The 25229-nt window shown below is 72.3% G+C and carries 25 protein-coding genes; 11 read left to right on the top strand and 14 right to left on the bottom strand.

Translation table 11 applies throughout. The features are described from left to right. Positions 1–258 precede the first annotated feature (258 nt). Both msrA and ACWDX6_RS02585 read right to left on the bottom strand, forming a co-directional pair. A complete protein-coding gene (msrA, locus tag ACWDX6_RS02590) occupies positions 259–918 on the bottom strand; it encodes a peptide-methionine (S)-S-oxide reductase MsrA (RefSeq protein WP_451483113.1) in 660 nt (219 codons plus the stop codon). A 93-nt stretch (positions 919–1011) separates the two neighbouring features. Then, positions 1012–2121, bottom strand: coding sequence for a hypothetical protein (locus ACWDX6_RS02585; protein WP_451483112.1), 1110 nt, complete (start codon positions 2119–2121; stop codon positions 1012–1014). An 84-nt stretch (positions 2122–2205) separates the two neighbouring features. On the opposite strand from ACWDX6_RS02585, the gene ACWDX6_RS02580 reads away from it, so the two are divergent. Further along, the gene (locus ACWDX6_RS02580) at positions 2206–3360 is read left to right on the top strand and encodes a cystathionine gamma-synthase (RefSeq protein ID WP_451483111.1); all 1155 of its coding nucleotides are present in this window, start codon (positions 2206–2208) and stop codon (positions 3358–3360) included. Between the two features lie 90 nt (positions 3361–3450). On the opposite strand, the gene ACWDX6_RS02575 is transcribed toward ACWDX6_RS02580, so the two are convergent. Genes ACWDX6_RS02575 through ACWDX6_RS02560 form a run of 4 tightly spaced genes read right to left on the bottom strand, consistent with a single transcriptional unit; the run spans position 3451 to position 4971 of the window. Continuing rightward, the gene (locus ACWDX6_RS02575) at positions 3451–3642 is read right to left on the bottom strand and encodes a DUF1059 domain-containing protein (RefSeq protein WP_451483110.1); all 192 of its coding nucleotides are present in this window, start codon (positions 3640–3642) and stop codon (positions 3451–3453) included. Between the two features lie 54 nt (positions 3643–3696). Beyond that, entirely contained in the window at positions 3697–3948 is a 252-nt protein-coding gene (locus ACWDX6_RS02570) for a hypothetical protein (protein ID WP_451483109.1), read from the bottom strand. Then, positions 3945–4424, bottom strand: a complete 480-nt coding sequence (locus ACWDX6_RS02565; RefSeq protein ID WP_451483108.1) for a sigma factor-like helix-turn-helix DNA-binding protein — start codon at positions 4422–4424, stop codon at positions 3945–3947. Before ACWDX6_RS02565 ends, ACWDX6_RS02570 begins: the two co-directional genes overlap by 4 nt. Before the next feature lie 31 nt (positions 4425–4455). Next, the gene (locus tag ACWDX6_RS02560) at positions 4456–4971 is read right to left on the bottom strand and encodes a MarR family winged helix-turn-helix transcriptional regulator (RefSeq protein ID WP_403288119.1); all 516 of its coding nucleotides are present in this window, start codon (positions 4969–4971) and stop codon (positions 4456–4458) included. A gap of 146 nt (positions 4972–5117) precedes the next feature. On the opposite strand from ACWDX6_RS02560, the gene ilvA reads away from it, so the two are divergent. The 3 genes from ilvA to ACWDX6_RS02545 all read left to right on the top strand — a co-directional run bounded on the left by ilvA (position 5118) and on the right by ACWDX6_RS02545 (position 8444). Beyond that, positions 5118–6347: a threonine ammonia-lyase gene (gene ilvA, locus ACWDX6_RS02555; protein ID WP_451483107.1), complete on the top strand. Its 1230-nt coding sequence runs from the start codon at positions 5118–5120 to the stop codon at positions 6345–6347. A gap of 211 nt (positions 6348–6558) precedes the next feature. Beyond that, positions 6559–7590: an ATP-binding cassette domain-containing protein gene (locus tag ACWDX6_RS02550; protein ID WP_451483106.1), complete on the top strand. Its 1032-nt coding sequence runs from the start codon at positions 6559–6561 to the stop codon at positions 7588–7590. Then, a complete protein-coding gene (locus tag ACWDX6_RS02545; RefSeq protein ID WP_451483105.1) occupies positions 7587–8444 on the top strand; it encodes an ABC transporter permease in 858 nt (285 codons plus the stop codon). The genes ACWDX6_RS02550 and ACWDX6_RS02545 overlap by 4 nt, the downstream gene beginning before the upstream one ends. 91 nt (positions 8445–8535) lie before the next feature. Here ACWDX6_RS02545 and greA read toward each other — a convergent pair whose 3' ends face one another. Beyond that, entirely contained in the window at positions 8536–9033 is a 498-nt protein-coding gene (greA, locus tag ACWDX6_RS02540) for a transcription elongation factor GreA (protein WP_403288124.1), read from the bottom strand. A 188-nt stretch (positions 9034–9221) separates the two neighbouring features. Next, positions 9222–9623 (bottom strand): DUF4307 domain-containing protein, encoded by a 402-nt coding sequence (locus ACWDX6_RS02535; protein WP_451483104.1) that lies wholly within the window; start codon positions 9621–9623, stop codon positions 9222–9224. Between the two features lie 98 nt (positions 9624–9721). Between ACWDX6_RS02535 and mca the strand changes: the two genes are divergently transcribed. Beyond that, on the top strand, positions 9722–10603 hold the full coding sequence (gene mca, locus ACWDX6_RS02530; protein WP_451483103.1) for a mycothiol conjugate amidase Mca: 882 nt from the start codon (positions 9722–9724) through the stop codon (positions 10601–10603). After that, on the top strand, positions 10596–10835 hold the full coding sequence (locus ACWDX6_RS02525) for a hypothetical protein (protein WP_451483102.1): 240 nt from the start codon (positions 10596–10598) through the stop codon (positions 10833–10835). The genes mca and ACWDX6_RS02525 overlap by 8 nt, the downstream gene beginning before the upstream one ends. A gap of 50 nt (positions 10836–10885) precedes the next feature. On the opposite strand, the gene ACWDX6_RS02520 is transcribed toward ACWDX6_RS02525, so the two are convergent. After that, positions 10886–14152, bottom strand: coding sequence for a tetratricopeptide repeat protein (locus ACWDX6_RS02520; RefSeq protein ID WP_451483101.1), 3267 nt, complete (start codon positions 14150–14152; stop codon positions 10886–10888). A 278-nt stretch (positions 14153–14430) separates the two neighbouring features. Here ACWDX6_RS02520 and ACWDX6_RS02515 point away from each other — a divergent pair, with 278 nt between their 5' ends. The 5 genes from ACWDX6_RS02515 (at position 14431) to ACWDX6_RS02495 (ending at position 19646) form a co-directional block, all read left to right on the top strand. Next, complete coding sequence (locus tag ACWDX6_RS02515) at positions 14431–14820, top strand: rodlin (RefSeq protein WP_451483100.1); 390 nt, start codon at positions 14431–14433, stop codon at positions 14818–14820. A 140-nt stretch (positions 14821–14960) separates the two neighbouring features. Continuing rightward, positions 14961–17000 (top strand): thioredoxin domain-containing protein, encoded by a 2040-nt coding sequence (locus ACWDX6_RS02510; RefSeq protein ID WP_451483099.1) that lies wholly within the window; start codon positions 14961–14963, stop codon positions 16998–17000. 229 nt (positions 17001–17229) lie between these two features. Next, positions 17230–17448 (top strand): hypothetical protein, encoded by a 219-nt coding sequence (locus tag ACWDX6_RS02505; RefSeq protein ID WP_451483098.1) that lies wholly within the window; start codon positions 17230–17232, stop codon positions 17446–17448. Between the two features lie 228 nt (positions 17449–17676). Continuing rightward, on the top strand, positions 17677–17907 hold the full coding sequence (locus tag ACWDX6_RS02500) for a chaplin (RefSeq protein ID WP_451483238.1): 231 nt from the start codon (positions 17677–17679) through the stop codon (positions 17905–17907). Between the two features lie 206 nt (positions 17908–18113). After that, complete coding sequence (locus ACWDX6_RS02495; protein WP_451483097.1) at positions 18114–19646, top strand: glycoside hydrolase family 26 protein; 1533 nt, start codon at positions 18114–18116, stop codon at positions 19644–19646. Between the two features lie 33 nt (positions 19647–19679). On the opposite strand, the gene ACWDX6_RS02490 is transcribed toward ACWDX6_RS02495, so the two are convergent. Genes ACWDX6_RS02490 through murJ form a run of 5 tightly spaced genes read right to left on the bottom strand, consistent with a single transcriptional unit; the run spans position 19680 to position 25026 of the window. Then, positions 19680–20831 carry a GNAT family N-acetyltransferase gene (locus tag ACWDX6_RS02490; RefSeq protein WP_451483096.1) on the bottom strand — a complete coding sequence of 384 codons (1152 nt, stop codon included), beginning with the start codon at positions 20829–20831 and terminating at the stop codon, positions 19680–19682. Further along, complete coding sequence (locus tag ACWDX6_RS02485) at positions 20828–21505, bottom strand: lipopolysaccharide biosynthesis protein (protein WP_451483095.1); 678 nt, start codon at positions 21503–21505, stop codon at positions 20828–20830. Before ACWDX6_RS02485 ends, ACWDX6_RS02490 begins: the two co-directional genes overlap by 4 nt. An 8-nt stretch (positions 21506–21513) precedes the next feature. Continuing rightward, positions 21514–22647 carry a glycosyltransferase gene (locus ACWDX6_RS02480; protein ID WP_451483094.1) on the bottom strand — a complete coding sequence of 378 codons (1134 nt, stop codon included), beginning with the start codon at positions 22645–22647 and terminating at the stop codon, positions 21514–21516. Then, positions 22644–23453, bottom strand: a complete 810-nt coding sequence (locus ACWDX6_RS02475) for a polysaccharide deacetylase family protein (protein ID WP_451483093.1) — start codon at positions 23451–23453, stop codon at positions 22644–22646. Before ACWDX6_RS02475 ends, ACWDX6_RS02480 begins: the two co-directional genes overlap by 4 nt. Then, complete coding sequence (gene murJ, locus ACWDX6_RS02470; RefSeq protein ID WP_451483092.1) at positions 23362–25026, bottom strand: murein biosynthesis integral membrane protein MurJ; 1665 nt, start codon at positions 25024–25026, stop codon at positions 23362–23364. The genes ACWDX6_RS02475 and murJ overlap by 92 nt, the downstream gene beginning before the upstream one ends. Between the last annotated feature and the right edge of the window lie 203 nt (positions 25027–25229).

Below are 25229 nucleotides of genomic sequence, written 5' to 3'. Positions count from 1 at the left end.
GGGGCTGGATTCCTTCGGGCCGGTCAGGAAGGGACACCGGCGACCGCCACCGTCGCGCCCTGTGACGCGATCAGCGGGTCGAGCCGTGTCCACGGCCGGAATCAGAGAAAGAAGTAGTACGTACCCATGCGCTCGAGTGTAGACGGGCGGCCCGCCGACGACGCGGTGAATATCGTCCACCGACTCGCGCGCGGGCGGACGGGCCCGGCCCCGGGAACGTCACCGGGGCCGGGATCACGCCGCTGGGGCGGGCGGGTGCTACTCGGCCTTCGCCACGCCGATCGGGCACGAGACGCCCGTACCGCCGATGCCGCAGTAGCCGGCCGGGTTCTTGTCCAGGTACTGCTGGTGGTACCCCTCCGCCGGGTAGAAGGCGCGGCCTTCGGCGGGGAGGATCTCGGTGGTGATGGTGCCGTGGCCGGAGCCGGTCAGGACCTTCTGGTACGCGGCGCGGGAGGACTCGGCCGCCTCGGCCTGGGCGGGGGAGTGGGTGTAGATCGCCGAGCGGTACTGGGTGCCGACGTCGTTGCCCTGGCGGAAGCCCTGGGTCGGGTCGTGGGACTCCCAGAAGAGCTTGAGCAGTCGCTCGTACGAGACGGTCCGCGGGTCGAAGACGACCCGCACGGCCTCGGTGTGGCCGGTGAGGCCCGAGCAGACCTCTTCGTAGACCGGGTTCGGGGTCAGACCGCCCTGGTAGCCGACGAGGGTCGTCCAGACGCCCTCGGTCTGCCAGAACTTGCGCTCGGCACCCCAGAAGCAGCCGAGCCCGAAGTCCGCGATCTCAAGACCCTCGGGGTACGGCCCGAGCAGCGGGTTGCCGAGGACCGTGTGGCGCTCCGGCACGGCGAACTCGGGCTCCGGGCGCCCCTTGAGCGCCTGCTCGGGGGTGGGGAGGACGGGGGTGCGTGACAGGAACATGCGGCATCTCCTCGACGGTGGGCGTTACCCACAACACCCGGCGCCCGGGAGGGATTCCCCGGGCCCCCGCCGGGGCAACGGGAGCGGCACCCCCTACCGCGGCAGCGTCGCCGGGCTGCCGCCGTTCGCCTCGTAGCCCGCCACCGCCAGGTTGCGGTAGACGGTGTACTCCGCCGCCGGGTCGCCGTTCATCGTCCACGGCAGGGCGCCGACATGGCCGTCCACGTGCACCAGCTGGTGCATCGCCTCGGACCAGCGTTCCGCGCGGACCAGGAAGAAGACGAGGAGGTGGCGGACGTGGGCGAGCATCGGGTCGTCGGGGCGGGCCGAGTGGACCGCGTACAGCGCGCCCTCCATCGCCCTGCTCACCACGGCGGAGCCGTAGAAGTCCCGCACCAGCGCCACCTCGGGCAGATGCTCGTACACCGCGAACAGCGGCAGGGCGGCGAGCAGCGAGCCCCGCGGGGCGCGGGCGGCGGCAGCCGTCGCGAAGCGGTCGGCGTCCTCGCGCGAGCCGTGCCACTTCTCGCACCAGTAGTGCAGGGCCGCCAGATGCGCGCCCATGTGCTGCGGCGCCCGGTCGATGATCTTCGCCCAGACCTGGTCGAACTCCTCGTGGCTGTATCCGAGTCCACGCGCGACCGCGAGCTGCGTGATGTACGGAACGGGGTCGCCCGGAGCCAGCAGCGCCGCCTCCTCGCTCACCTTTCGGGCCTCTTCGAGGATGATCCGGAAGTCGTCCGTGCCGGCCGCGGAGGACCGCCACGCCTGCTGCACCAGGAACTCCGCGTGCACCGCCGCGCCGCCCGCGTCCTTGGGCGAGTCCGAGCGCCAGGCGCGCAGCCACGCCCCGCCGGCCCCCGGCCGCTGCCGCAGCTCCAGGGAGGCCGCGCCCGCGAACGCCTGGACGCGCTGCCAGCGGACCTCGCTCTCCTTGTCGGTGCCGGCGAGCAGCTGCGAGGCCGCCCGCCAGTCCTGGGTCGCCTGCACCACGTCGAGGACGTCGATCAGATCCCGGTCGGGCCCCGGCATCCGTACGTCCTGCTCCTCCTGGCGCAGGAAGCCGTACGCCTCCGGGTCGGCGGCGTCGGGCGAGCCGGGCGCCACCTGCTGGATGCCGCCACCGCCCCGACGGCGGCGGACGTACGGAGCGACGACCGCGAACAGCAGGCCCATCGCGAGCAGGAACCAGAGAATCTCCATGCGCCCATTCTCCCGTACGCCCGTGAGACACCGGCTGAGACGGTGGGCGGCGGGGGACCGTCGTCCGGACTACGCTCCTGCCTCATGAGCGACCAGCACTCACACCAGAGCTTCGAGACCCGCGCGATCCACGCGGGCAACACCGCCGACCCGCTGACCGGCGCGGTCGTCCCGCCCATCTACCAGGTGTCCACCTACAAGCAGGACGGTGTGGGCGGGCTCCGCGGCGGTTACGAGTACAGCCGCAGCGCCAACCCCACCCGTACCGCCCTCGAGGAGAACCTGGCGGCGCTGGAGGGCGGCCGCCGCGGCCTCGCCTTCGCCTCCGGGCTCGCCGCCGAGGACTGCCTGCTGCGCACGCTGCTGGCCCCCGGCGACCACGTGGTCGTCCCGAACGACGCCTACGGCGGCACCTTCCGGCTCTTCGCCAAGGTCGTCCAGCGCTGGGGCGTCGACTTCTCGGTCGCCGACAGCTCCGACCTGGCATCGGTGCGAGGCGCGATCAACGACCGTACGAAGGTGATCTGGGTCGAGACCCCGTCGAACCCGCTGCTCGGCATCACCGACATCGCGGCGGTCGCGGACCTGGCCCGCACGGCCGGCGCGAAGCTGGTCGTCGACAACACCTTCGCCTCCCCGTATCTGCAGCAGCCGCTGGCCCTCGGCGCGGACGTCGTGGTGCACTCGCTCACCAAGTACATGGGCGGCCACTCGGACGTCGTCGGCGGTGCGCTGGTGACGGCCGACGAGGCGCTCGGCGAGGAGCTGGCGTACCACCAGAACGCGATGGGCGCGATCGCCGGTCCGTTCGACTCGTGGATCGTGCTGCGCGGCATCAAGACGCTCGCCGTCCGGATGGACCGGCACAGCGAGAACGCCGGCAAGATCGCCGAGATGCTCACCCAGCACCCGAAGGTCACCAAGGTGCTCTACCCGGGTCTGGCGGAGCACCCGGGCCACGAGATCGCCGCCAAGCAGATGCGGGCGTTCGGCGGAATGATCTCGTTCCAGGTGGCGGGCGGCGAGGAGGCGGCCGTCGAGGTCTGCAACCGGGCGCGGCTGTTCACGCTCGGGGAGTCCCTCGGCGGCGTCGAGTCGCTGATCGAGCACCCGGGCCGGATGACGCACGCCAGCGTCGCCGGATCGGCCCTGGAGGTCCCGGCGGACCTGGTGCGCCTCTCCGTGGGCATCGAGAACGCCGACGACCTGCTCGCGGACCTGCGCCAGGCGCTCGGCTAGTCGGTACGCCGGTCCGTACGCCCGGTCCCTACGTCCGGTCCGTCGGTACGTCGTCGGCCGGGCGCTCCCGTCGGGGCGCCCGGCTACGGCTCAGGCGTCGACCTTCTCGTCCTCCAGAGATTCGCGGACCATCGCGCGCAGCTCGGGGCTGTCGGCGTGACCGTGCACGGAGACGGCGTGCTCGGCCGCGGCCCGTACGACTTCCTCTTCCTCGCCGATGATGGTGAGCGTGCAGTTCATGACGCTGGGCGTCTTGCGGCAGTCGGCGACTTTCCTGGTCATGACGGTCTCCTCGGTGTCGGACCGCTTGCTGCACCTTCCACGCTAGCCCCCCTGTCACCAGCCTTCGAGAGGCGGCGTGGTCCCGGCCGGCGGGACCGCCCACGGCTCCGCCACCGACGCCCACACCGCGAACGCGATCACGGCCGCCGCCAGGAGCGTCCACAGGACCCGGCGCACCATCCGGCCCCGGTGCAGCAGACGGGTGCCGCGCTCCACCGCCCGCGCCGCCAGGTCGCCGGGGACCTGCGGGTGCGGGGATTCGAGCATGCGCCGGACCTGGTCCTCCGGCCGCTCGGGCCGGATCATGAGGCCGCCCTCCTCGACGGAGCGCCGGCCCGCCGGTCGCTCAGGGCGGAGACGGCGCGGGCGCAGATCGCCCGGACCCGCTCCTCGGGCAGTCCGAGGAGCGCCGCCGCCTGTTCCTCGGCCACCCCCTCGTACAGCCGCAGCACCACGACGAGACGTTCCTGCGGAGTGAGCGCGGCGAGGATGCCACCGCCCCGGGCGCGATGGTGGCGCCAGGCGGCGCGCGCGAAGCGGGCGGCGAGGTCGGCACGGGTGACGTCGTACGGATCCTCCCCGCGCAGCCGGTCCCAGTGGGCGTAGGTGTGGGCGAGGGAGGCGGTCAACAGCGCCTGGGCGCGCGGGTTGCGGGCCCGGGTCTCGGCGGTGAGCAGGGTCGCCGCATGCAGCAGCCGCCCCGCCGCGCCCGCCACGAATCCCTCGAACTGCCGGGTGCGGCGGCGCCCTTCACCGCCCGGACCGTCCCGCCGATCTCGCACGTCCTCATATGAGGTCAGGCCGGGCCCCGGGTCAAGAGGTCGGGGAGGACTCCGCTTCCGGGTGCGCGGGAAGGCCCGTCTGCCGTGCGGACAGGGCCGAGTTGAAACGGGTGAGCAGGGTGCAGAACGACTCGCGCTCGGCCGGGGTCCAGCCTTCCGTCACCTCGGCCATCAGCTGCCGGCGCGAGGAACGGACCTCCTCCAGGCGGGCCAGCCCGCGCGGGGAGAGCTGGAGCACGACCGCCCGCCCGTCCTCCGGGTGCGAGGTGCGTTTGACCAGGCCGGTGTCGACGAGCGGGGCGACCTGGCGGGTGACGGTGGACGAGTCGATGCCCATGCCCGCCGCGAGCGCCTTGACGCCCATCGGGCCCTCCTGGTCCAGCCGGTTGAGGAGCAGGTACGCGGCGCGGTCCATGGAGTTGCGGAGCTGGCCGGTGCCGCCGAGGCGGGTCTGTTCGGCCCGGCGGGCGAAGACGGCCACCTGGTGCTGGAGGGCATCGAGGAGACCGGGGTCGAGCTCAGTCGTCATGTCCTGAGATGTGGGCATGGCTGTGGGGGCTCTCTCGTGCGGTGGTCGGTTGGTGGGGGACAGAGTACGCGGAGCGGCGTGAGTCCGTACCGGCGCTGCGCAAACCCGATGCGGCCCCGCTCCCCGGGCGGCCATGGGGCCCGTGAGCTGCGAGACTTGCTGTCATGAGCTTCCGTACGCCTCGCCCCTTGCATCCCCTGATCCTCGACGATGTGCGCGGGGCGCAGAAGATGCTCTCCGGTGTGGCCAGGGTGACGGCGATGGAGGGCAGCCGCTATCTGTCCTCGCTGGTGGGGGCGCCGGTGCACCTTAAGTGCGAGAACCTGCAACGGACGGGTTCGTTCAAGCTGCGCGGGGCGTACGTGCGGATCTCGGGGCTGCGCCCCGAGCAGCGGGCGGCCGGGGTGGTCGCCGCCTCGGCGGGCAACCACGCGCAGGGGGTCGCGCTCGCCTCCGCCCTCCTCGGCGTCCACGCGACGGTCTTCATGCCGGTCGGGGCCCCGCTGCCGAAGGTCGCCGCGACCCGGGAGTACGGCGCCGACGTGCGGCTGCACGGCCATGTCGTCGACGAGACGCTGGCGGCGGCGGAACAGTACGCGGCGGAGACCGGCGCGGTCTTCATCCACCCCTTCGACCACCCGGACATCATCGCCGGGCAGGGCACCGTCGGCCTGGAGATCCTGGAGCAGTGCCCGGAGGTCCGCACGATCCTGGTCGGCGTCGGCGGTGGCGGCCTGGTGGCCGGCGTCGGGCTCGCGGTGAAGTCGGTGCGCCCCGATGTGAAGGTCATCGGCGTCCAGGCGGAGGGCGCGGCCGCCTACCCGCCCTCGCTGGCCGCGGGGCACCCGGTCGCGATCGACGCGCCGGTGACGATGGCGGACGGGATCAAGGTGGGGCGGCCCGGCGACGTGCCGTTCGCGATCGTCCAGGAGTACGTCGACGAGATCCGCACGGTCTCGGAGGACGCGCTCTCCACGGCGCTGCTGCTCTGCCTGGAGCGGGCGAAGCTGGTGGTCGAACCGGCGGGCGCGAGCCCGGTGGCGGCGCTGCTGAGCGACCCGAAGGCGTTCCAGGGGCCGGTGGTGGCCGTGCTGTCCGGCGGGAACGTGGATCCGCTCCTGATGCAGCGGGTCCTGCGGCACGGCATGGCGGCGGGCGGCCGCTATCTGAGCCTGCGGCTGCGGGTCACGGACCGGCCGGGGGCGCTGGCGACGCTGCTCGCCGTGCTGACGGTGGTCGACGCCAACGTCCTGGACGTGAGCCATGTGCGGACCGATCCGCGTCTGGGGCTCACGGAGGCGGAGGTCGAGCTGCACCTGGAGACGAAGGGCCCGGAGCACTGCGAGGAGGTCGCGACGGCGCTGCGGGAGGCGGGGTACACGGTGATCGGCTAGCGGCGGCGGCCGGAAGCGGAAGCCGAAGCGGGAACGGCACGGCGCGGGAGACCGGAGAGGTCACCCGCGCCGTTCTCGTATGCGCGTACGAGCGGGGTTGTGTATCGCGATGTATCGCGTTACCGTGTGGTGGGATCACAAATTCGGTGGGCGACGCCCGCCCTTCAAACCTAAACTCGCGTGAAACGCCCACATCCCTGGGAGAAACCACATGCCAGGCGCGATCTACGCCGAGGGTCTGGTGAAGACCTTCGGCGACGTACGAGCTCTGGACGGAGTGGACCTCGACGTACCCGAGGGCACGGTCCTGGGTCTGCTCGGCCCGAACGGCGCGGGGAAGACGACCACCGTCCGCGTCCTGACGACACTGCTCCAGCCGGACAGCGGAAAGGCGGTCGTCGCCGGAATCGACGTCCTCAAGCACCCCAACGAAGTGCGCCGCTCGATAGGCCTCTCCGGACAGTTCGCCGCCGTCGACGAGTATCTGACGGGACGTGAGAACCTCCAGATGGTCGGCCGGCTCTATCAGATGAACGCCAAGCGGGCGAAGGCCCGGGCGGGCGAACTCCTGGAGCGCTTCAACCTCGCCGACGCGGCCGACCGCCCCGCCAAGACCTACTCCGGCGGCATGCGCCGCCGCCTCGACCTCGCCGCCGCGCTCGTCGTCTCACCGCCGGTGATGTTCATGGACGAGCCGACCACCGGCCTCGACCCCCGCAACCGGCAGGCGCTGTGGGAGGTCATCCAGGAGCTGGTCGCGGGCGGTACGACCCTGCTCCTGACGACCCAGTATCTGGAGGAGGCCGACCACCTCGCCCACGACATCTGCGTCGTCGACCACGGCAAGGTCATCGCGCGCGGCACCTCGGACCAGCTCAAGGCCCAGACGGGCGGCGAGCGGGTCGAGGTCGTCGTCCACGAGCGCGAGATGATCGGCCCGGCCCGCGACGTGCTCGCCCGCTACGGCCTGGCCGGCATCGGCCACGGCGAGGTCGCGGTCGAGGAACACACCCGCAAACTGACCGTCCCCGTCACCGGCGGCGCCAAGCTGCTCGCCGAGGTCATCCGCGATCTCGACACCCGGGGCGTCGAGATAGACGACATCGGACTGCGGCGGCCCACCCTCGACGACGTCTTCATCTCGCTGACCGGCCACGCCGCCGAACTGGCGGACGAGGAGAACGGCGAGGCGCCGCAGGACGCCAAGGGCCGCTCGAAGAGCCGGAAGGAGGCGGCCAAGTGACCGCAGTGACGGAGACCCCGCGGCTCAAGGGCCCCAGGCCGCGCGGGGGAGTGGCCCAGTCGATCAGCGACTCCCTGGTCGTCGCGCAACGCAACCTGATCCGGATGACCCGGATCCCCGAGATGATCATCTTCGGGCTGATCCAGCCGATCATGTTCGTGGTGCTGTTCAGCTACGTCTTCGGCGGCTCGATCACCGTCGGCGGCAGCACCTCGCCCGCCGCCTACCGCGAGTTCCTGATGGCGGGCATCTTCGCCCAGACGGTCACCTTCGCCACGGCCGGCGCGGGCGCGGGCATCGCCGACGACATGCACAAGGGCCTCATCGACCGCTTCCGCTCCCTGCCGATGGCGCGCGGCGCGGTCCTGACCGGCCGCACCCTCGCCGACCTGGTGCAGACCGCCCTCACCATCGTGGTCCTCGCCGTCGTCGCACTCCTGGTGGGCTGGCGCACGCACGAGAACCTGGGCAAGGTCCTGGGAGGCTTCGCCCTCCTGCTCCTCCTCGGCTACGCCTTCTCGTGGATCGGCGCCCTGATCGGCCTCTCGGTACGGACCCCGGAGGCGGCCACCTCCGGCGGCCTGATCTGGCTCTTCCCGCTGACGTTCATCTCCAACGCCTTCGTGCCGTCGAACAACATGCCGGCCTTCCTGCGGCACATCGCGGAGTGGAACCCGTTCAGCGCCACGGTCCAGGCGGCCCGCGAACTCTTCGGCAACCTCCCACCGGGCTACCGCGCGCCGGACGCCTGGCCGATGCAGCACCCGGTGTGGGCCTCGATCATCTGGTCGGTCCTGATCATCCTGGTGTTCCGCACCCTGGCCGTACGGAAGTACCGCTCGGCGACCGCGTGAATCAGGGCGGACAGCCCGAGACCACCAGGACGCCGAAGAGCGGAGGGCCGGACCCCGTGGGGTCCGGCCCTCCGCTTCGAAGGAGCAGGCGTCAGCCGGTGTACGGCTTGGCGCTCAGGATCTTCACCGTGGCCTTCTTGCCGTTCGGCAGCTCGTACTCGGCGTCCTCGCCGGCCTTCTTGCCGTTGACGCCCACGCCGAGCGGCGACTGCGGCGAGTAGGTCTCGATGTCACTGCTCGCGTACTCGCGGGAGGCGAGCAGGAAGGTCATCGTGTCGTCCTCGTCACCGTCGAACGCGATCGTGACGACCATGCCGGGCGCGACGACACCCTCGTCGGCCTGGGCCTCGCCCACCTTGGCGTGTTCCAGGAGCTGGGTGAGCTGGCGCACCCGGAGCTCCTGCTTGCCCTGCTCCTCCTTGGCCGCGTGGTACCCGCCGTTCTCGCGCAGGTCGCCTTCCTCGCGCGCCGCGGCGATCTTGGCGGCGATCTCGGTTCGCGCGGGACCAGACAGGTACTCCAGCTCGGCCTTGAGCTGGTTGTACGCCTCCTGGGTGAGCCAGGTGACGTTGTCGCTGGTCTGGGTCACAGGTGCTCCTCGTAGGTACCGGGAATACAAAGCATCGCCCTACCCGGAAGGATTTCCCTCCTGAGTGGGCGAAACCACGAGCCTAACAATTAGTGGCGGAAAGGGGGAGGACCTCAACCATCAGGATGCCGTCGCCCCAGGTCAGCGGGTGGACACGGTCCGCCTCGCCGAGGGGTCCCTACCCGCTGCTACCGGGCGCTACACCCGACGAGCTCGGCGCTGGTCGCACGCGCGGTGGTACGGATCGTCCACACGCGGTCGATCCGGTCGCCCGCCTCCTCGACGCGGACGTCCTTGCGGCCGACCTCCGCCCCGTCCTCGGCGCGCGAACGCAGCGTGCAGACGCCCTTGGCGCCGGTGTCCTTGCGGACCTCCAGATGCACCTGGACCTCGCTGTCGCTGACGATGTCGAACTTGATCATCTCGGCGCTGATCTTGTTGTCGGCGACGTAGTACCAGCCGAACCAGCCCATCAGGCCGAGGAAGAGCACACCCAGAACAGCGCCGGCGACCTTCAGCGTCCGGTCGGCGCGCTCGTCCGCGGAGCGGCCGTAGCGCCCCTCGGGCAGCTGCTCTCGCACCGCGCTCATGGTCTTTCCTCTCGACGCCGGGGCACCCGGAATTTTCCGCCCCCCGGTTCCGTCACTATAGAGACCTCCCTCCGCGACGAATCACCGAGGACCGAGTCTTGACTGAGCAGCTGCGACTGATGGCCGTTCACGCCCACCCCGACGACGAGTCGAGCAAGGGCGCGGCGACGATGGCCAAGTATGTGTCCGAGGGGGTGGACGTCCTTGTGGTCACGTGCACGGGCGGCGAGCGCGGCTCCATCCTCAATCCCAAGCTCCAGGGCGACGCCTACATCGAGGCGAACATCCACGAGGTGCGCCGCAAGGAGATGGACGAGGCCCGCGCGATCCTCGGCGTGAAGCAGGAGTGGCTGGGCTTCGTCGACTCCGGCCTGCCGGAGGGCGACCCGCTGCCCCCGCTGCCCGAGGGCTGCTTCGCCCTGCAGGACGTCGACACGGCGGCCGGCGAGCTGGTCCGCAAGATCCGTTCCTTCCGTCCGCAGGTCATCACGACCTACGACGAGAACGGCGGATACCCCCACCCCGACCACATCATGACCCACAAGATCACGATGGTCGCCTTCGACGCCGCCGCGGACACCGAGAAGTACCCGGAGGCGGAGTTCGGCCCGGCCTTCCAGCCGCAGAAGCTCTACTACAACCAGGGCTTCAACCGCCCCCGCACGCTCGCCCTGCACCAGGCGCTGCTCGACCGGGGCCTGGAGTCCCCGTACGGCGAGTGGCTGGAGCGCTGGAAGGAGTTCCAGCCCGCCGAGCGCACGCTGACCACGTCCGTGCCGTGCGCGGACTTCTTCGAGACCCGCGACAAGGCCCTGGTCGCCCACCGTACGCAGATCGACCCGGACGGCGGCTGGTTCCGCGTGCCCATGGAGATCCAGAAGGAGGTCTGGCCGACGGAGGAGTACGAACTCAGCAAGTCGCTGGTCGATACCTCCCTCCCCGAGAGCGACCTCTTCGCGGGCATCCGCGACAATGCCTGACATGAGCGCACACCTGGCACTGACCCACCTTGTCCCCCTGGCCGCCCAGGAGCTGGACAAGAACAAGGTGACCCCCGGCGTCCTCGGCTTCGTCGTCTTCGCCGTGATGGCCGCCGCCGTCTGGATGCTGATGAAGTCGATGAACCGCCACATGGGCAAGGTCACCTTCGAGGAGGCCCCGGACCCGGCCGCCGCCGCACCGAAGGCGGCGAAGGCGGCCACGCGGGAGTAGCAGGGCCCTCGCACCCCTGACGCGAGGCCCCGGGACCGCCCGGGGCCCGCTCAGGGGCGCCCCTGTCCCCTCGCCGGCACCGGCACCCCCATCACCTCCCGGGCGTGCCGGTTCGGCACCATGCCCAGGCCCCAGGCCTGCCAGCCCGCCGCGGACCGGACACCCCGCTCCAGGACCAGGCCGTAGGCCTCCGCGCAGTCCTCCAGCTTGCCGTCGCGGGTCGCGTGCCGGTCCTCGACCAGCCGGGCCAGCTCCTCACGCGCCGCCGCCGCACCGGCCTCCGCACCGCCGGGGAAGGCGTACGGAAGCAGCGTGCAGCGCAAGAAGCGCGCCCAGTCCGCGCCCCGGCGGTCGTCGTACGAGAGGAACAGCCGGGCCGCCTCCTCGCACAGCTCCAGCGCCTGCGCGGCCCGGTTGTTCCCCGCGTCGACGATCGCCAGCTCCAGGCAGGTCCACGCCTCGCCGTGAGCCACCCCGATCCGGTGGAAGTCCGCCCGGGCGTCGACCAGCAGCTGCCGGGCGAAACCGGAGTTGCGCAGATTGCCGGTCCGGGCCGCGCGCTGGTCGCGGGTCACCCGCCCCGAGTGGTGCCGCGCGCAGGCCAGCCCGTACACGTCCCGCATCCGCGAGAACATCGTGCGCGCCCGCTCCAGCTCCCGCACCGCCTGGTCCAGATCGCCGGACTCCTCCAGGGCGTGCCCCAGGTAGTACAGGGTCCACGCCTCACCCCGGACGTCCTCCTGCTCCCGGTGCCGCGAGAGCGCCTCGCGCAGCCCGTCGACCGCCGCGGGGGCGTCCCCCTCGACGAGCCGGGCACGGGCCAGCTGGGTCATCGCCCACGCCTGCCCCCGCCCGTCGTGGGTCCGTCCGTACCGGTCGAGAGCCTGCCGCAGCGCCGTCTCCGCGCCCCGCGCGTCGCCCATCCGCAGACAGACCTGGCCGAGCTGGAAATGCGCCCACGCCTCGCCGTGCAGCGACTCGTTCTCCCGGTGCAGCGCGAGCGCACGGTCGAGCAGGGACAGCGCCTCCGCCGGCCGGCCCCGGTCCCGCTCCACCGCCGCCAGGGCGTGCAGCGTCCAGCCGCGGTCGGCGGCGAGCGACTCCGGCTCCTGCAGCACGAGCGCCTCGCGCAGCTTCGCCGACGCCTCCGTCAGATTGCCCTGGTGATGCAGGGTGATCCCGAGCGAGCAGAGCGCGAGCGCCGCCTCCGCGTCCTGGTGCGCCTCCTGATAGAGGGAGACCACCGACGCCAGCGTGGTGCGCGCCTTGTCGAGATCACCGAGCTGCCGGGCCGCGATACCGGTCCGCCACTGCACGGACCGGGACAGCAGGCCCTGCCCGACGGCGTCGGTCAGCTCGTTGATCTCCCCGAGCCGGTACAGGTCGCCGCGCAACAGGCAGTAGTCGCAGAGCGCGCCGAGCAGATTCGACACGGCCTGCTGGTCGACGCCCTCGGCGTGCCGCAGCGCCGCCGTGATGAAGCTCGACTCCTCGTCCAGCCAGCGCAGGGCCGCGTCCAGCGAACCGAAGCCGTGCCCGCCGAACCGGTCAGCGCGGTTGACGCGTGTCGACATCTTCCCGTCGACCATCCGGATCACCGCGTCCGCCAGCTCCGCGTAGTTCCGGATCAGCCGCTCCTGCGCCGCCGCGACCTCCGCCGCGTCCTCCTCCTCGGCCAGCCGGACGGCCGCGAAACCGCGCACCGAGTCGTGCAGCCGGTACCGCTCCCCGCCCCCGCCCTGCGCCGTGGCGGGACCCCCGCGCACATGGTCCAGGAGACCGGCCCGCGACAGCTCCCGCAGCAGCCGGGCCCCGTCCTGCCCCCTCCCGCCGAGCAGCGCGGCGGCCGCCGCCGCCCCCAGGGAGGCCCGCCCGGCCAGCGACAGCCGGCGCAGCAACCGCCGCCCGTCCTCGTCGAGATCGGCGGAGTACCGTACGGACAAGGCCCGTTCGAGGGGATCGGAGCTCCCGGCCCCCGCCAGCAGACCGGCGAGATCGCTCATCGAACGGCCCCCGAGCAACGACCCCGCCACCCGCAGCGCCAGCGGAAGCCCGCCGCACAGCTCCCGGATCCGGTCGAAGGCGTCGGAGTCGTACGGCCCCGGGTCGGGCGCCTCCGCCGCCTCCCGCAGCAGCTCCTCCGCGCCCGCCGCGTCCAGGGCGGTCACCGGCAGCTGGTGCACGGCCGCCGGCACGTCGGCCCCCAGCTCCAGCGGCTCCCGGCAGGTGACCAGGACCAGACTGTCCGAGCGCTCCGGCAGCAGCGTCCGCACCTGCTCCGCGTCCACCGCGTCGTCGAGCACCACCGTCACCGGCAGCCCGGTCAGATGCTGGTGGTACAACTCCGCCAGGCGGCGCACCTGCTGCTCGGGCGACGACCGCTCCCGGAACAGCAGCTGCTCGCGCGGCGCGCCCAGCCGGTTCAGCAGGTGCAGCAGCGCCTCCCGCGTCGACAGCGGCTTCTCGCCCCGCGTCCCGCCACCCCGCAGATCCACTACGCACGCCCCGCGGAACTGGTCCTTCAGCGCATGCGCCGCCCGTACGGCGAGCGTCGTACGTCCGGCACCGGGCTCGCCGTGCAGCACCACGACCGTCGGCCGGGTCGCCGTCGACGCCCGCCCGGCCTGCACCCACCGGGTGATCCGCGCCAGTTCGGCCCGCCGCCCCGCGAACGGCCCGGCCGGATCGGGGAGATGACCGAAGGACTGCTCCAGTACGGTACGGCGCCGGGCCGCCGCGCTGCGGTCCACGCCCCGTAACGGGGCCACCACCTTCCGCGGCGGCTCCTTCGCACCCGCGAGCAGGACCCGCTGCTGGTCCAGGAACGGTCGCACACCCCGTACCTCCAGAGCCGACAGCCACCGCAGCCGCGACTGCTCCGCCCCGCCCGGCCTGCTCAGCACGCCGGCCCTGCGGTGCGCGGCCGGCCAGTGGGAGGCGGTCACCTTCAGGACGGTCGCCGCCGCACCCGCCACCGCCACGACCGCCCCGGCGCCCAGCGCCGTCCCCGCCGCCGTCCCCAGCACCAGGTCGGCGCCGATCGCGGCGGCCGCCGCCACGGCGGTGACCAGCGCCGGGGTGCCCACCGCCGGCCCGCTGAACGCTTCGGACAGTGACCGCCGGCCGGCCTCCGCCCCCTCCACGGCCCGCAGATAAGCCGCGTACTCGTCGGCGGCGGCCGCCGCCATGGTGTCCAGTGCGGCCCGGCCGCGCGTCATCAGCGCGGTGGAGTCGGAGCGGCCCCCGGAGCGCCGCACCTCCTCCTCCACGAGGCGTGCCAGCAACCCCTCGGCTTCGGCCCGGTGGCTGTCCCGCATGTGCGTCCCCCTCCGCAAGCTTCCGCTTCCGGGAACAAGTGTCCTGCGCGACGCGCGTCGGCGCGAGGGAGCGGGGCCGAGGACCGGAGCCCCGACCAGGACCGCCCACGGGAACGGCCCGGATCGAACGGCTGACCGTCGACCTCACGTCCGGTGGCGTTCATCTGCCGAATAGCGCGTCCGAGTGAGCCGCCGGAACCAATCCCCATCCCGGCAGTTGATCAGGGCGCTTCGGTAACGGAGCATTCCAGGGCCCTCCAGCTCAAGAAGGAAATCTCGTGATCAAGAAGGTTCTCGCTACGGCGGCAGTTGCGGCCTCCGTCGTCGGTATGTCTGCTGCCACGGCGTCCGCGGCGGGTGACGACGGTTCGAACAGCGCCAACATCATCGGCAACCAGTCGAAGCAGTCGATCGGCAGCACCCACACCGGTGGTTACATGAGCCCGAACTTCGGTCTCGTCAACGGCGGCGTCCTGCACTGCTTCGACGTCCAGGACATCACCGCTCAGGTGCCGATCGTCAACATCGTTGCCGTCAATGTGGACGACATCCTGAGCCCGAAGCAGAACATGACGTGCGTTCAGAACTCCGTGCAGCAGCAGAACAACAACCCGCTGTCGGACCTCATCGACGTCCTGTCGGAGAACGCGAACACCGACGCCAAGTGACGTCCGCTTCACCGCTGAGCGGCCCCGCCCCTCGCTGATCCGCTGCGAGGGGCGGGGCCGCCCGCCGTACCGGGGCCCCGCGCGCACGCCACTCCGGTGGCGTACGGGCGGGGCCCCGCCGTGTGCGCGAGGATGGGGGTATGCCGAACAGACTGGCCCATGAGACGTCCCCGTACCTCCTCCAGCACGCCGACAACCCGGTCGACTGGTGGCCGTGGTCGCCCGAGGCGTTCGCCGAGGCGCGCCGCCGCGACGTTCCCGTGCTGCTCAGCGTCGGCTACAGCAGCTGCCACTGGTGTCATGTCATGGCGCACGAGTCCTTCGAGGACGACGACACCGCTGCGTACATGAACGAGCACTTCCTGTCCGTCAAGGTCGACCGCGAGGAACGCCCCGACGTCGACGCCGTCTACATGGAGGCCGTGCAGGCGGCCACCGGACAGGGCGGCTGGCCCATGACCGTCTTCCTCACCCCGGACGCCGAGCCCTTCTACTTCGGCACCTACTTCCCGCCCGAGTCCCGGCACGGCATGCCGTCCTTCGGTGACGTCCTGGAGGGCGTCTCCCGTGCCTGGACCGAGCGCCGCGACGAGGTCGCCGAGGTCGCCGGAAAGATCGTCAAGGACCTCTCCTCCCGCTCCCTGGCCTTCGGCGGCTCCGGCGTCCCCGGCGAGCAGGAGCTGGCCGAGGCGCTCCTCGGCCTGACCAGGGAGTACGACGCCACGCGCGGCGGCTTCGGCGGCGCACCCAAGTTCCCGCCGTCGATGGCGCTGGAGTTCCTGCTCCGCCACTACGCCCGTACGGGGGCGGAGGGCGCGCTCCAGATGGCCGCCGACACCTGCGAGGCGATGGCCCGCGGCGGTATCTACGACCAGCTCGGCGGCGGCTTCGCCCGCTACTCCGTGGACCGCGACTGGGTCGTACCGCACTTCGAGAAGATGCTGTACGACAACGCCCTGCTGTGCCGGGTGTACGCGCATCTGTGGCGGGTCACCGGCAGTGACCTGGCCCGGCGGGTGGCGCTGGAGACCGCGGACTTCATGGTCCGCGAACTGCGCACGGCGGAAGGCGGTTTCGCCTCCGCGCTGGACGCCGACAGTGACGACGGGACCGGGCGGCATGTCGAGGGCGCGTACTACGTCTGGACGCCGGAGCAGCTGGCCGAGGTCCTCGGGGAGGAGGACGCCCGGTACGCCGCCCGGTATTTCGGGGTGACCGAGGAGGGCACCTTCGAGGAGGGGGCCTCCGTCCTCCAGCTCCCGCGGGAGGCGGGGGTGGCGGACGCCGGCCGGATCGCCTCGGTCAGGGAACGGCTGCTCGCCGCCCGTGACCGCCGCCCGCGCCCCGGACGCGATGACAAGATCGTCGCCGCCTGGAACGGGCTCGCGATCGCCGCCCTCGCCGAGACCGGCGCCTTCTTCGACCGGCCCGACCTGGTCGAGCGTGCGACGGAGGCCGCCGATCTGCTCGTACGCCTCCACATGGGCGAGGGCGCGCGGCTCTCCCGTACCTCCAAGGACGGTCACGCCGGAGCCAACGCCGGCGTCCTGGAGGACTACGCCGATGTCGCCGAGGGGTTCCTGGCGCTCGCCGGGGTCACCGGGGAGGGCGTGTGGCTGGAGTTCGCCGGCTTCCTGCTCGACATCGTCCTCGACCAGTTCGTCGCCGAGGGCGGCGCGCTGTACGACACCGCGCACGATGCCGAGGCCCTGATCCGCCGGCCTCAGGATCCGACCGACAACGCGACCCCGTCCGGCTGGACGGCGGCCGCCGGCGCGCTGCTCTCCTATGCCGCGCACACCGGCTCCGAGGCGCACCGGGCCGCCGCCGAGGGCGCGCTCGGGGTGGTCAAGGCGCTGGGGCCGCGCGCGCCCCGGTTCATCGGCTGGGGTCTGGCCACCGCCGAGGCGCTGCTCGACGGGCCCCGGGAGATCGCGGTGGTCGGCCCGGCGGGTGACGCCTCCGACGACGGCCCGGCCCGTGCCCTGCACCGCACCGCGCTGCTGTCCCCCGCGCCCGGCGCGGTCGTCGCCTTCGGCGCCCCGGACAGCGAGGAGTTCCCGCTGCTCAAGGACCGTCCTCTGGTGGACGGGGGAGCGGCCGCGTACGTCTGCCGCCACTTCACCTGTGACGCGCCGACGACGGACCCGGCCGAGCTGGCCCGCGTGCTGTCCCGCTGACCGTGGCGGGGTCCTTCGGCGGCACCCCGGTGCAGTCGGCGCCCCGCCCTCCGGCCGGTTCACGCTGTCCATGAACCGGCGGACGTCGATCGTTCGAATAATGGGGATGTCCGCACGTTAAATCGATTTCCCTCGCACACAGGTACGCGACGTGACATCGGCGGGACGAATCACCCTCCTGCGGGGGCTGTGGAATGATAGGGAGCCCGCAGTGGATGGGAGGGAGAAGATGGCGCCCGACCCAGGTAAATGGGAGCGGATGGCCTTCATTCCGAGGAGCCGTTATGTGGCGGACCCGCCACCGGCCACCCGGATCGACACCGGGTCCTCCCCGTCGCCCGTCTATTCCTCGATGGTCCAGCGCTGGGCGCGCGACGGCCGTACGGTTCCGGGTATGCCGGACCTGGAGTGGGAACGGCTGATGAATACGCCCATCTGGCCGCGTTGAACGGCAGCGGTGTCCGTCCACCGGAGTGCCCGCCGTGCCGTACGCGCGGCATTCGGGGGATTCCGATGAGTGCGATGGAGTGAATGGCGTCGATCCGACGATCTGCCGGTCTCCTTTATATGGCATGGTCGTCGAGATGTGTGCAGCGGAGGCCGGGAGCATGAATGCGCCCGCGCATCACGAAATCCGTGAACAGTCTTCCGCCGCAGAAAGGATCCAGACGAAATGATGTGTAAGAAGGCTGCGGTCGTCGTCGCCGGAATCGTCATGGCCATGGGTGCGGCGTCGCCCGCCTTCGCGGACGCGGGAGCGAAGGGCGCGGCCGTCGGTTCGTCGGGCTTCGCCTCCGGAAACGTCGTCCAGGTGCCGATCCACATGCCGATCAACGCCTGTGGCAACAGCATCAACCTCATCGGCCTGGTCAACCCGGCCTTCGGCAACACCTGCGTCAACGCCTGACGCATCCTCAGGGCCGGTCCCGGAAGGCGCCACCACGCCGTCCGGGACCGGCCTTTTCCATGCCCGGGTGCACCAACCGGGCGATGAAAATCCCCCGATGGGCTACTGATCGGATCGTGACCGCGTCCACGGTCAGCCCATTAGGAATACTTTCGGAGTATCAGACTGACGGATCGTCAAACTGTGTGATTCCAGAAGGAGTGGCCATGGCCCATCGAAAGCGGAAGACATCGAGAGTGTGGCTGGGGGTGCTCACCGCCGGTCTCCTCACATCGGGCTCAGTCGTGCTGTCCTCCCCCGTGCACGCCGCCGAACCCGTCCCGGCCAAAGACCCCGCGCCGTCCCTGTCCACCGCGATGGGAGCATTCCTGGAATCGGGCCCGGTCGGCGTCAGCCGGATCTCCCAGCTGGAGCGGTGGCTCGGCGGGCGCGAGCTGCGCGTCGGCCACACGTACCTTCCCGGCGACCTCTGGTCGAACATCGAGGGTCCCCCTGGCTTCCTGGACGCCTGGGCGCAGTGGCGCAACGAGCGGAAGGACCGGCTGTTCGTCCTGAACGTGCCGATGCTGGAGCGGAACGAGGCCGGGGTCTCCGACCACGAGGTCCGTCGGCAGCTCCAGCTCGGTGCGGCGGGCTACTTCGACCATCACTTCCGGACGCTGGCCGAGCGGCTCGTCGGCCTGAAGGCGGCGGACACCGTCATCGTCCTCGGCTGGGAGATGAACGGGACCACCTACACGCACCGGTGTGCGCCGGATCCCACGGCGTGGAAGAAGTACTGGAACCGGATCGTCACCACCATGCGTTCCGTTCCCGGCCAGAAGTTCCGCTTCGATTTCACCCCGAGCCGGGGGACGGACGCCATTCCGTGGACGGAATGCTATCCGGGTGACGACGTCGTCGACATCATCGGCATGGACTCGTACGACCAGCCGACGGGGGCTGGTTTCGACCGGCACGTCAAGGAGCCGTACGGGCTGCAGAAGCAGGTGGATTTCGCGGCCGAGCGCGGCAAGGAGATCTCCTACCCGGAATGGGGGCTCTTCCGTAACGGCGACAATGCCGAGTACATGCGGCGGATGCTCGAATGGATGGACGAGCACAAGCCGCTGTATCACACGATCACGGACTACTGCCCGCACGGCGTCTGGCAGTGCGGGGACAACCCGAGGTCGGCGCAGGTCTTCCGGCAGATGCTGTACGGGGTCGAGCCGGAGATCCCCGAGGTGCCGGAGGTGCCGGAGGTTCCTGAGCTGCCCGAGGTCCCCGAGGTGCCGGAGATCCCACCGAAGCCGAAGCCGAAGCCCGAGCCGAAGCCGGAACCGAAGCCGGAACCGAAGCCGGAACCGAAGCCTGAGCCGAAGCCGGAACCGAAGCCTGAGCCGAAGCCGGAACCGAAGCCGGAACCGAAGCCTGAGCCGAAGCCGGAACCGAAGCCGGAACCGAAGCCGGAGCCCAAGCCTGAGCCGAAGCCGGAACCGAAGCCCGAGCCCAAGCCGGAACCGAAGCCGGAGCCCAAGCCTGAGCCGAAGCCGGAACCGAAGCCGGAACCGAAGCCCGAGCCCAAGCCCGAGCCCAAGCCCGAGCCCAAGCCCGAGCCGCAGTGCTGGACCATCAATCTGGGTTCGTGGGTGGAGAGCTGGATCGGTGGCACCATCTGCGTCCCCAAGGACAGCAGCTGGAAGGACGAGGCCGACGACGGCTGGACCGGATTCATGAACGCCTTGTGGGTGTTCTGACCGGAGAAAGGCCCGCCACGGCGGCGGAGGCGATCAGCCTCCGCCGCCGTTCGTCCGTCCTCGCAGCCGTCCGACCAGCCGCCCCACCCATGCCCGCTCCCGCGCCTGCCGCGCGGCCCAGCGCCGTGCGCCCGCCGCGCCCGCCAGCAGCCACAGCAGCGGAGCCGTACCCCAGCCGCTCATCATCAGCCGCTGGTTCGGGACGCTCTCCGGCCGCCAGTGCCGCTTGTACGGTTCGTCGCCCCTGAGCAGGCTCAACGTGACCCGGCCGCTCCCGCCCGTCTGGCGTGCCCCGTGCCGCAGCAGCATCGTCGCCACGTCGACCTTCCGGGCGCGCAGCACGGGATCGGCGCCGTACAGATACCCCCCGGCAAGCCGTGGCGACATCAGGGTCAGGTCGGCGGCCACGACGTCCCCGGCCAGCCGGAACTCGGTCACCATCGCGTCCCCGCGCTCGACCATGGGCCGCACCGCCCGCGCGAGATGCCGGGCGAACCGGTCGCTGGTGTGCTCCATGGTCACCGCCCGGTCGCGCCACTGCCGCTGATGCAGGGTCAGGAGGCGCTCCAGGGCCGCCGGCACCTCCTCGCCGGTCACGACCCGCTCGTCGATCCCGAGGGCGTCCAGCTTGCGCAGCTTGGCGCGCACCCGCTGCTGGGCCTTCCCCGTGGGGATCCGCGCGAGCAGGGCGTCCATCGGCACCGCCGGCAGCTCCAGGCAGAGCGAGTCGGCGAGCCGGCGGCGCGGCCCGCGCCAGCAGGCGTGGATCCGCTCGGCCGCCGCCCCCTGCCGCACCTCGCGCAGGTCGATCACGGCGCCGCGCGCCACCTCCGCCAGCGCCCGGGCCAGCAGGGGGGTGGCCTCGGGGCAGGCGTCGTCGATGAGCACGTCGGTGAAGTCGGTGATGGCGCCGCCGAGCAGGGTGAGGACGGGCAGCGGCCGCCGGGCGCGCATCAGGGGCGCGGCGGCGACCAGTTCACCGTCCTCCCGCCGTACGAGGACCAGCCGCAGCGCGCCCGGGGTGCCGTACGACAGCCACCAGGAGTGGAGCCACGAGTGGGACTGGAACGGGGTCGCCGTGGAGCACCGCCTGTACAGCGAGGTCCACCGCTCGGCGAGCCGGCCGAACTCCGCGCCGTCCCGGCAGACCTCGCTTCGCAGACCGTGCGTGCCGCCGGCGGTCACACCGACTCCGGTTCGGGCCGGTGTGCGGTCGCCGCCGCGGGCGTGGCGGCGGACGGGCCGGGGACGGCGGCGGACGGCTGCCGTGAGTGGCGGGCCTCGGCACGGACGGTGCGCCGGGGCCGGACCAGCAGCGCCAGTCCGCCCAGCAGACCGCCCGCGCAGGCGCCGACCAGCGCGGACAGCGGCGCGGACGGCGAGACGGGCTCCACCGGCTTGGTCGCCCGGGAGAACTGGACGACCTTCACCCCCGTGCTGCCGGAGACATGCGTGCTGTTGAGGACCAGCGCGCGGGCGACGCCGTCGGCCATGGAGACCGCCTCGGCCGGCTGGGACGCCCGCGCCGTGAGGGAGATCATCGGCGCGTCGGGGGAGGTAGCGGCCTGCACACTGGAGCGCAGGGTCGCGGCCGGCACGCCGGCCCACACCTGGGCGTCGCCGGTCACCGCGAGGTCGGTGGCGACCCTGCCGTACGCCTGGGCGAAACCGACGGCCGCGGCCGGGTCCGACTTCTCGCCGGGGACCACGACGACGTAGCTCGTCGCCTCGTACTCCGGGGTCTTCAGCACGCCGTAACCGCCCCCGAGGGCGGCGCCGACCAGCACGGCGGCGGGCAGGACCCACGATCGGCGGGGGCTGCGCAGAGCGCTTCCCAGGGCGGAACGTGACGGGTTCATGGACTGGCTCACTTCGAGGGAGGAGGGGTGCCGTGGACGGCCTGTTCGTAGAGGGACATCAACTGCCGGGCGCTGTGGGCGATGTCGTAGCGACGGGCGGCCGCGGGCGGCGGCAGCCGGACGGGCCGGGCGTCCCGGACACCGCCCAGCGCGCTGATCAGTTCGGGGACGGACGGGCCGATCCGCCGGGCCCCGGGCGCCGCGCCGGGCGGCAGGTCGTCGATCGCCGGGCAGGCCACGTACAGCACGGGCAGTCCGGCGGCCAGCGCCTCGACGGCCGCGAGTCCGAACGCCTCGTCGGGCGAGGTCGAGACGAAGACGTCCATCGCGGCGAGCAGCGACGGCAGATCGGGCCCGTCGCCGCCGACGGGCGGCGGGTCCTCGCACGCCCCCGCGAGGAGCACCCGGTCGGCCGCCCCGTACGCGCGGGCCGCGGTGAGGAGCCGCTCGCGCTCCTCGCCCTCGCCGACCAGGAGCAGCCGCGCCTCCGGCATCGACGCGACCGCCCGCACGAGGAGGTCGAACCGCTTGCCGGGCGCCAGCCGCCCCACCCCGCCGACGACGAACGCGTCCTCGGGCAGGCCGAGCAGCTTCCGGGTGAGACGCCGGGCGTCCTCCGTGTAGCCGAAGCGGGCCGACTCGATGCCGTTCGGGACGACGTGGATACGGGAGGGGGCCACGCCCCACTCCGCCAGGCGGCGGGCGACGCTGGGTGAGACGGCGACCGTGGCGGTGCCGAGCCGCTCGGTCGCCCGGTACAGGGCACGGGTGCCGGCGGAGAGCGGACGACCCTCGATCTGCGTGTCGCCGAGGGAGTGTTCGGTGGCGACGACGGTACGGACCCCGGCGAGGCGGGCGGCGATCCTGCCGTACACACAGGCGCGGTAGAGGTGCGTGTGGACGAGGTCGTGGCGTCCGGCGCGGATGATCCGGACGAGCCGTGGCAGGGCCCCGAGATCGCGGTTGCCCGCCATGCCGAGGTGGGTGACGGGGATGCCGTCGGCCTCGATGCCGCGCGCGACCGGCCCCGGATTGGTGAGGGTGACGACCTCGCTGCGGGTCGGCAGATGACGCAGCAGCAGCCGGAGCTGCTGCTCGGCGCCCCCGATGCCGAGGCCGGTGATGATGTGCAGGACCTTCATCGCGCCTCCGCCCCGGCCGGGCTCGTGGCCGGCGCCGGCGAAGCGGCCCGCGTACGGCGCAGGTCGGCGGGCCCGCGGCGGCGCAGGGGGTGCAGGACGCGCTTGGCGGTGAGCCGCCAGGAGGTGTCCCGCTCGTCGATGTGGACCCGGGGCAGCGCGTGCGCGCTCGCCAGCCGGCCGGGGTCGATGGCGCAGGCGTGGCGGTAGCCCGCCTCCCGCACGGCCCGGATCGTCCGGGCGTCGACATGACCGTACGGGTAACAGAAGCCGTCCACCGGCCCGCCGGTGATCTCCTCCAGAAGGGTGCGGCTGCGCCGGGTCTCCTCGGCGAGGGCGGCGTCGTCGGTGGTGGGGAGCGAGACGTGCCGCAGGCCGTGCGAGCCGATCTCCATACCGGCCTCGGCGGCGCGCCGGATGCCGTACTCGGTCAGCAGGGGCTTGCGGGGCCCTTCGCCGTCCCAGCCGTTCACCCCGCCGATCCGGCCGGGCAGGACGTACACGGTGGCGGTGAAGTCATGGCGGCGCAGCAGGGGAAGGGCCGCGTCGAGGAAGTCGGCGTACCCGTCGTCGAAGGTGAGGCCGACCAGGCCCTTCGCGCGGCCGGCGGCGGTCGCGCGGAGCAGCTCACGCACCGAGACGCCGCGCAGTCCCCGGTCGCTCAGCCAGTCCAGCTGCCGGGCGAATCGCTCGGGGGAGACGGTCACCCGGTACGGATCATCCGGGGTGTCCGCGATCGAGTGGTACATCGCCACCCACAGGGGCGGCGTCGGCAGCAGACGGCGAATCGCGGCGGCGCGGGGCGCCATGACAGCGTGCATGGGCGAGCCTTCGTGATGCGGTGCGGGTGAGGGGCGGGATGTCCGGCGCGCGGGGGGCGCAGGCGAGGAAGAGCAGGAAGACGCCGGCGGCCACCAGCGTCGTGACGGCGAGGGAGAGGACGGCCGGGCCGATCAGCGTGGAGCAGAGCCAGCCGGCGCCGGTGGCCCAGGCGGCCGCCGTGGCCAGCCGCAGCAGCCCCTCGCCGAGGGGGCGGATCCGGAGGGGGATGGACTGGCGGCGCGCCCCGAGGAGCAGCATCACCGCGGTCAGGGTGATCCCGAGCGCGTTGGCGGCGGCGATGCCGACGGCGCCCCACAGCCGGGCTCCCGGCACTCCGGCGACGGCGGTCACGACGAGACCGGCGGCCATCGCGGTGGCCGGGTACCAGAGCGGCCGGGCGGCCGAGAAGTAGCAGCGGACCAGGGCGCCGACCATCGTCTGGCCGAGCAGTCCGAGGGCGTAGACGCGCATCACGGCGGCGGTCGCCGCGGTGTCGCTGCGGTCGAACGCGCCGCGCTGGAAGAGGATCTCGACGATCTGCGGGGCCGCCGCGATGACGATCGAGGCGCCGCCGAGGACGACGACGGCGGCGAGCAGCAGATCCCGCTCGACGCGCCGGCGGGCACCCTCGGTGTCACCGGACGCCATGGCACGGGCGACGACCGGGAAGCTGACCGTGCACAGCATCAGGGAGAGGATCATCGGCATCTGCGCGATCTTCTGCGCGTAGTTGAGATGCGAGATGGCGCCGGCGGGGAGCGGGGAGGCGAGGAAGCGCTCCACGAGGATCTGCGACTGGCGGGAGAGCGCGAAGACGATGACCGGCGCGATGAGCGCCAGCACGAGGAGCCGTCCGTCGCCCGTGCCGGTCGAATCGGGCGCCGCCTCCTTCGCCACGGGCGGGCGCCGCAACTCCCGCAGCAGGAAGGGTGCCTGGACCAGCACCATCAGCACGCCGCCGACAGCGACGCCGGCCGCGGCGGACCGGACGCCGAAGGGCTCGCGCAGCACCACGATCGTGCCGATGATCCCGATGTTGTACGCGACGTAGATGGCGGCCGGTGACAGGAAGCGGCCGTGCGCGCGCAGCGCGGCGGAGAAGTAGCCGGCGAGCGCGAAGGTCAGCACGCAGGTGGCGGTCAGCCGGGTGCAGTCGACGGCGAGCCGGGGATCGGGAAGCCCGGGCGCGAGGGCGGCGACGAGGAATGGCGCGGCGAGGATCAGCAGCGAGGAGACGGCGCTGACGGTGAGCGCCAGCCGGGGCAGCGTGGTGCGTACGAGGGCACGGACGGGGTCGTCGGCCGTGCCGCCGCAGCGCCGGGCGAGGGCGCGGCTGAACGCCGGCACCAGGATCAGCGCCATCGCGTCCTCGATGAGGAGCGTCGAGGCGAACTCCGGGACGGTCCAGGCGACCAGGAACGCGTCGGTCTCGGCGCCCGCGCCGAAGAAGTGCGCCAGGATCTGGTCCCGTACGAGACCGAGCAGCGCCCCGGCCGCGGTGAGCCCCGCCGTGACGGCGGCGGCCCGCGCCAGGAACCGCCCGGACGGCGACGCCGCCACGCGCCGCCGGCCCCGCCGAGACGCGCCGACCGCGCCCGGCTGCCGCGCGGTGAGCGCCGGGCCTCCGTCGGTGCCCGGCTGTCGCGCGGCGGGCGCCGGGCCTCCGTCGGCGCCCGGCTCTGGCGCGGCGGGCGCCGGGCCGGGGTCCGCGCCCGGTTGCGGGTGGAGAGTCGCGCCCCCGCCTCGCGGTAACGCGTCCGTCG

The organism is Streptomyces sp. NPDC003027 (assembly GCF_053591435.1).
The sequence above is the reverse complement of the archived record's forward strand: the minus strand, read 5'-3'. Positions and strand labels throughout refer to the sequence as shown.

Excerpts from the sequence above, each read along its gene's own strand:
- msrA (WP_451483113.1), bottom strand. The coding sequence starts at position 918 with ATGTTCCTGTCACGCACCCCCGTCCTCCCCACCCCCGAGCAGGCGCTC.
- ACWDX6_RS02585 (WP_451483112.1), bottom strand. The coding sequence starts at position 2,121 with ATGGAGATTCTCTGGTTCCTGCTCGCGATGGGCCTGCTGTTCGCGGTC.
- ACWDX6_RS02580 (WP_451483111.1), top strand. The coding sequence starts at position 2,206 with ATGAGCGACCAGCACTCACACCAGAGCTTCGAGACCCGCGCGATCCAC.
- ACWDX6_RS02575 (WP_451483110.1), bottom strand. The coding sequence starts at position 3,642 with ATGACCAGGAAAGTCGCCGACTGCCGCAAGACGCCCAGCGTCATGAAC.
- ACWDX6_RS02570 (WP_451483109.1), bottom strand. The coding sequence starts at position 3,948 with ATGATCCGGCCCGAGCGGCCGGAGGACCAGGTCCGGCGCATGCTCGAA.
- ACWDX6_RS02560 (WP_403288119.1), bottom strand. The coding sequence starts at position 4,971 with ATGCCCACATCTCAGGACATGACGACTGAGCTCGACCCCGGTCTCCTC.
- ilvA (WP_451483107.1), top strand. The coding sequence starts at position 5,118 with ATGAGCTTCCGTACGCCTCGCCCCTTGCATCCCCTGATCCTCGACGAT.
- ACWDX6_RS02550 (WP_451483106.1), top strand. The coding sequence starts at position 6,559 with ATGCCAGGCGCGATCTACGCCGAGGGTCTGGTGAAGACCTTCGGCGAC.
- ACWDX6_RS02535 (WP_451483104.1), bottom strand. The coding sequence starts at position 9,623 with ATGAGCGCGGTGCGAGAGCAGCTGCCCGAGGGGCGCTACGGCCGCTCC.
- ACWDX6_RS02525 (WP_451483102.1), top strand. The coding sequence starts at position 10,596 with ATGCCTGACATGAGCGCACACCTGGCACTGACCCACCTTGTCCCCCTG.
- ACWDX6_RS02520 (WP_451483101.1), bottom strand. The coding sequence starts at position 14,152 with ATGCGGGACAGCCACCGGGCCGAAGCCGAGGGGTTGCTGGCACGCCTC.
- ACWDX6_RS02510 (WP_451483099.1), top strand. The coding sequence starts at position 14,961 with ATGCCGAACAGACTGGCCCATGAGACGTCCCCGTACCTCCTCCAGCAC.
- ACWDX6_RS02505 (WP_451483098.1), top strand. The coding sequence starts at position 17,230 with ATGGCGCCCGACCCAGGTAAATGGGAGCGGATGGCCTTCATTCCGAGG.
- ACWDX6_RS02500 (WP_451483238.1), top strand. The coding sequence starts at position 17,677 with ATGTGTAAGAAGGCTGCGGTCGTCGTCGCCGGAATCGTCATGGCCATG.
- ACWDX6_RS02495 (WP_451483097.1), top strand. The coding sequence starts at position 18,114 with ATGGCCCATCGAAAGCGGAAGACATCGAGAGTGTGGCTGGGGGTGCTC.
- ACWDX6_RS02485 (WP_451483095.1), bottom strand. The coding sequence starts at position 21,505 with ATGAACCCGTCACGTTCCGCCCTGGGAAGCGCTCTGCGCAGCCCCCGC.
- ACWDX6_RS02480 (WP_451483094.1), bottom strand. The coding sequence starts at position 22,647 with ATGAAGGTCCTGCACATCATCACCGGCCTCGGCATCGGGGGCGCCGAG.
- ACWDX6_RS02475 (WP_451483093.1), bottom strand. The coding sequence starts at position 23,453 with ATGGCGCCCCGCGCCGCCGCGATTCGCCGTCTGCTGCCGACGCCGCCC.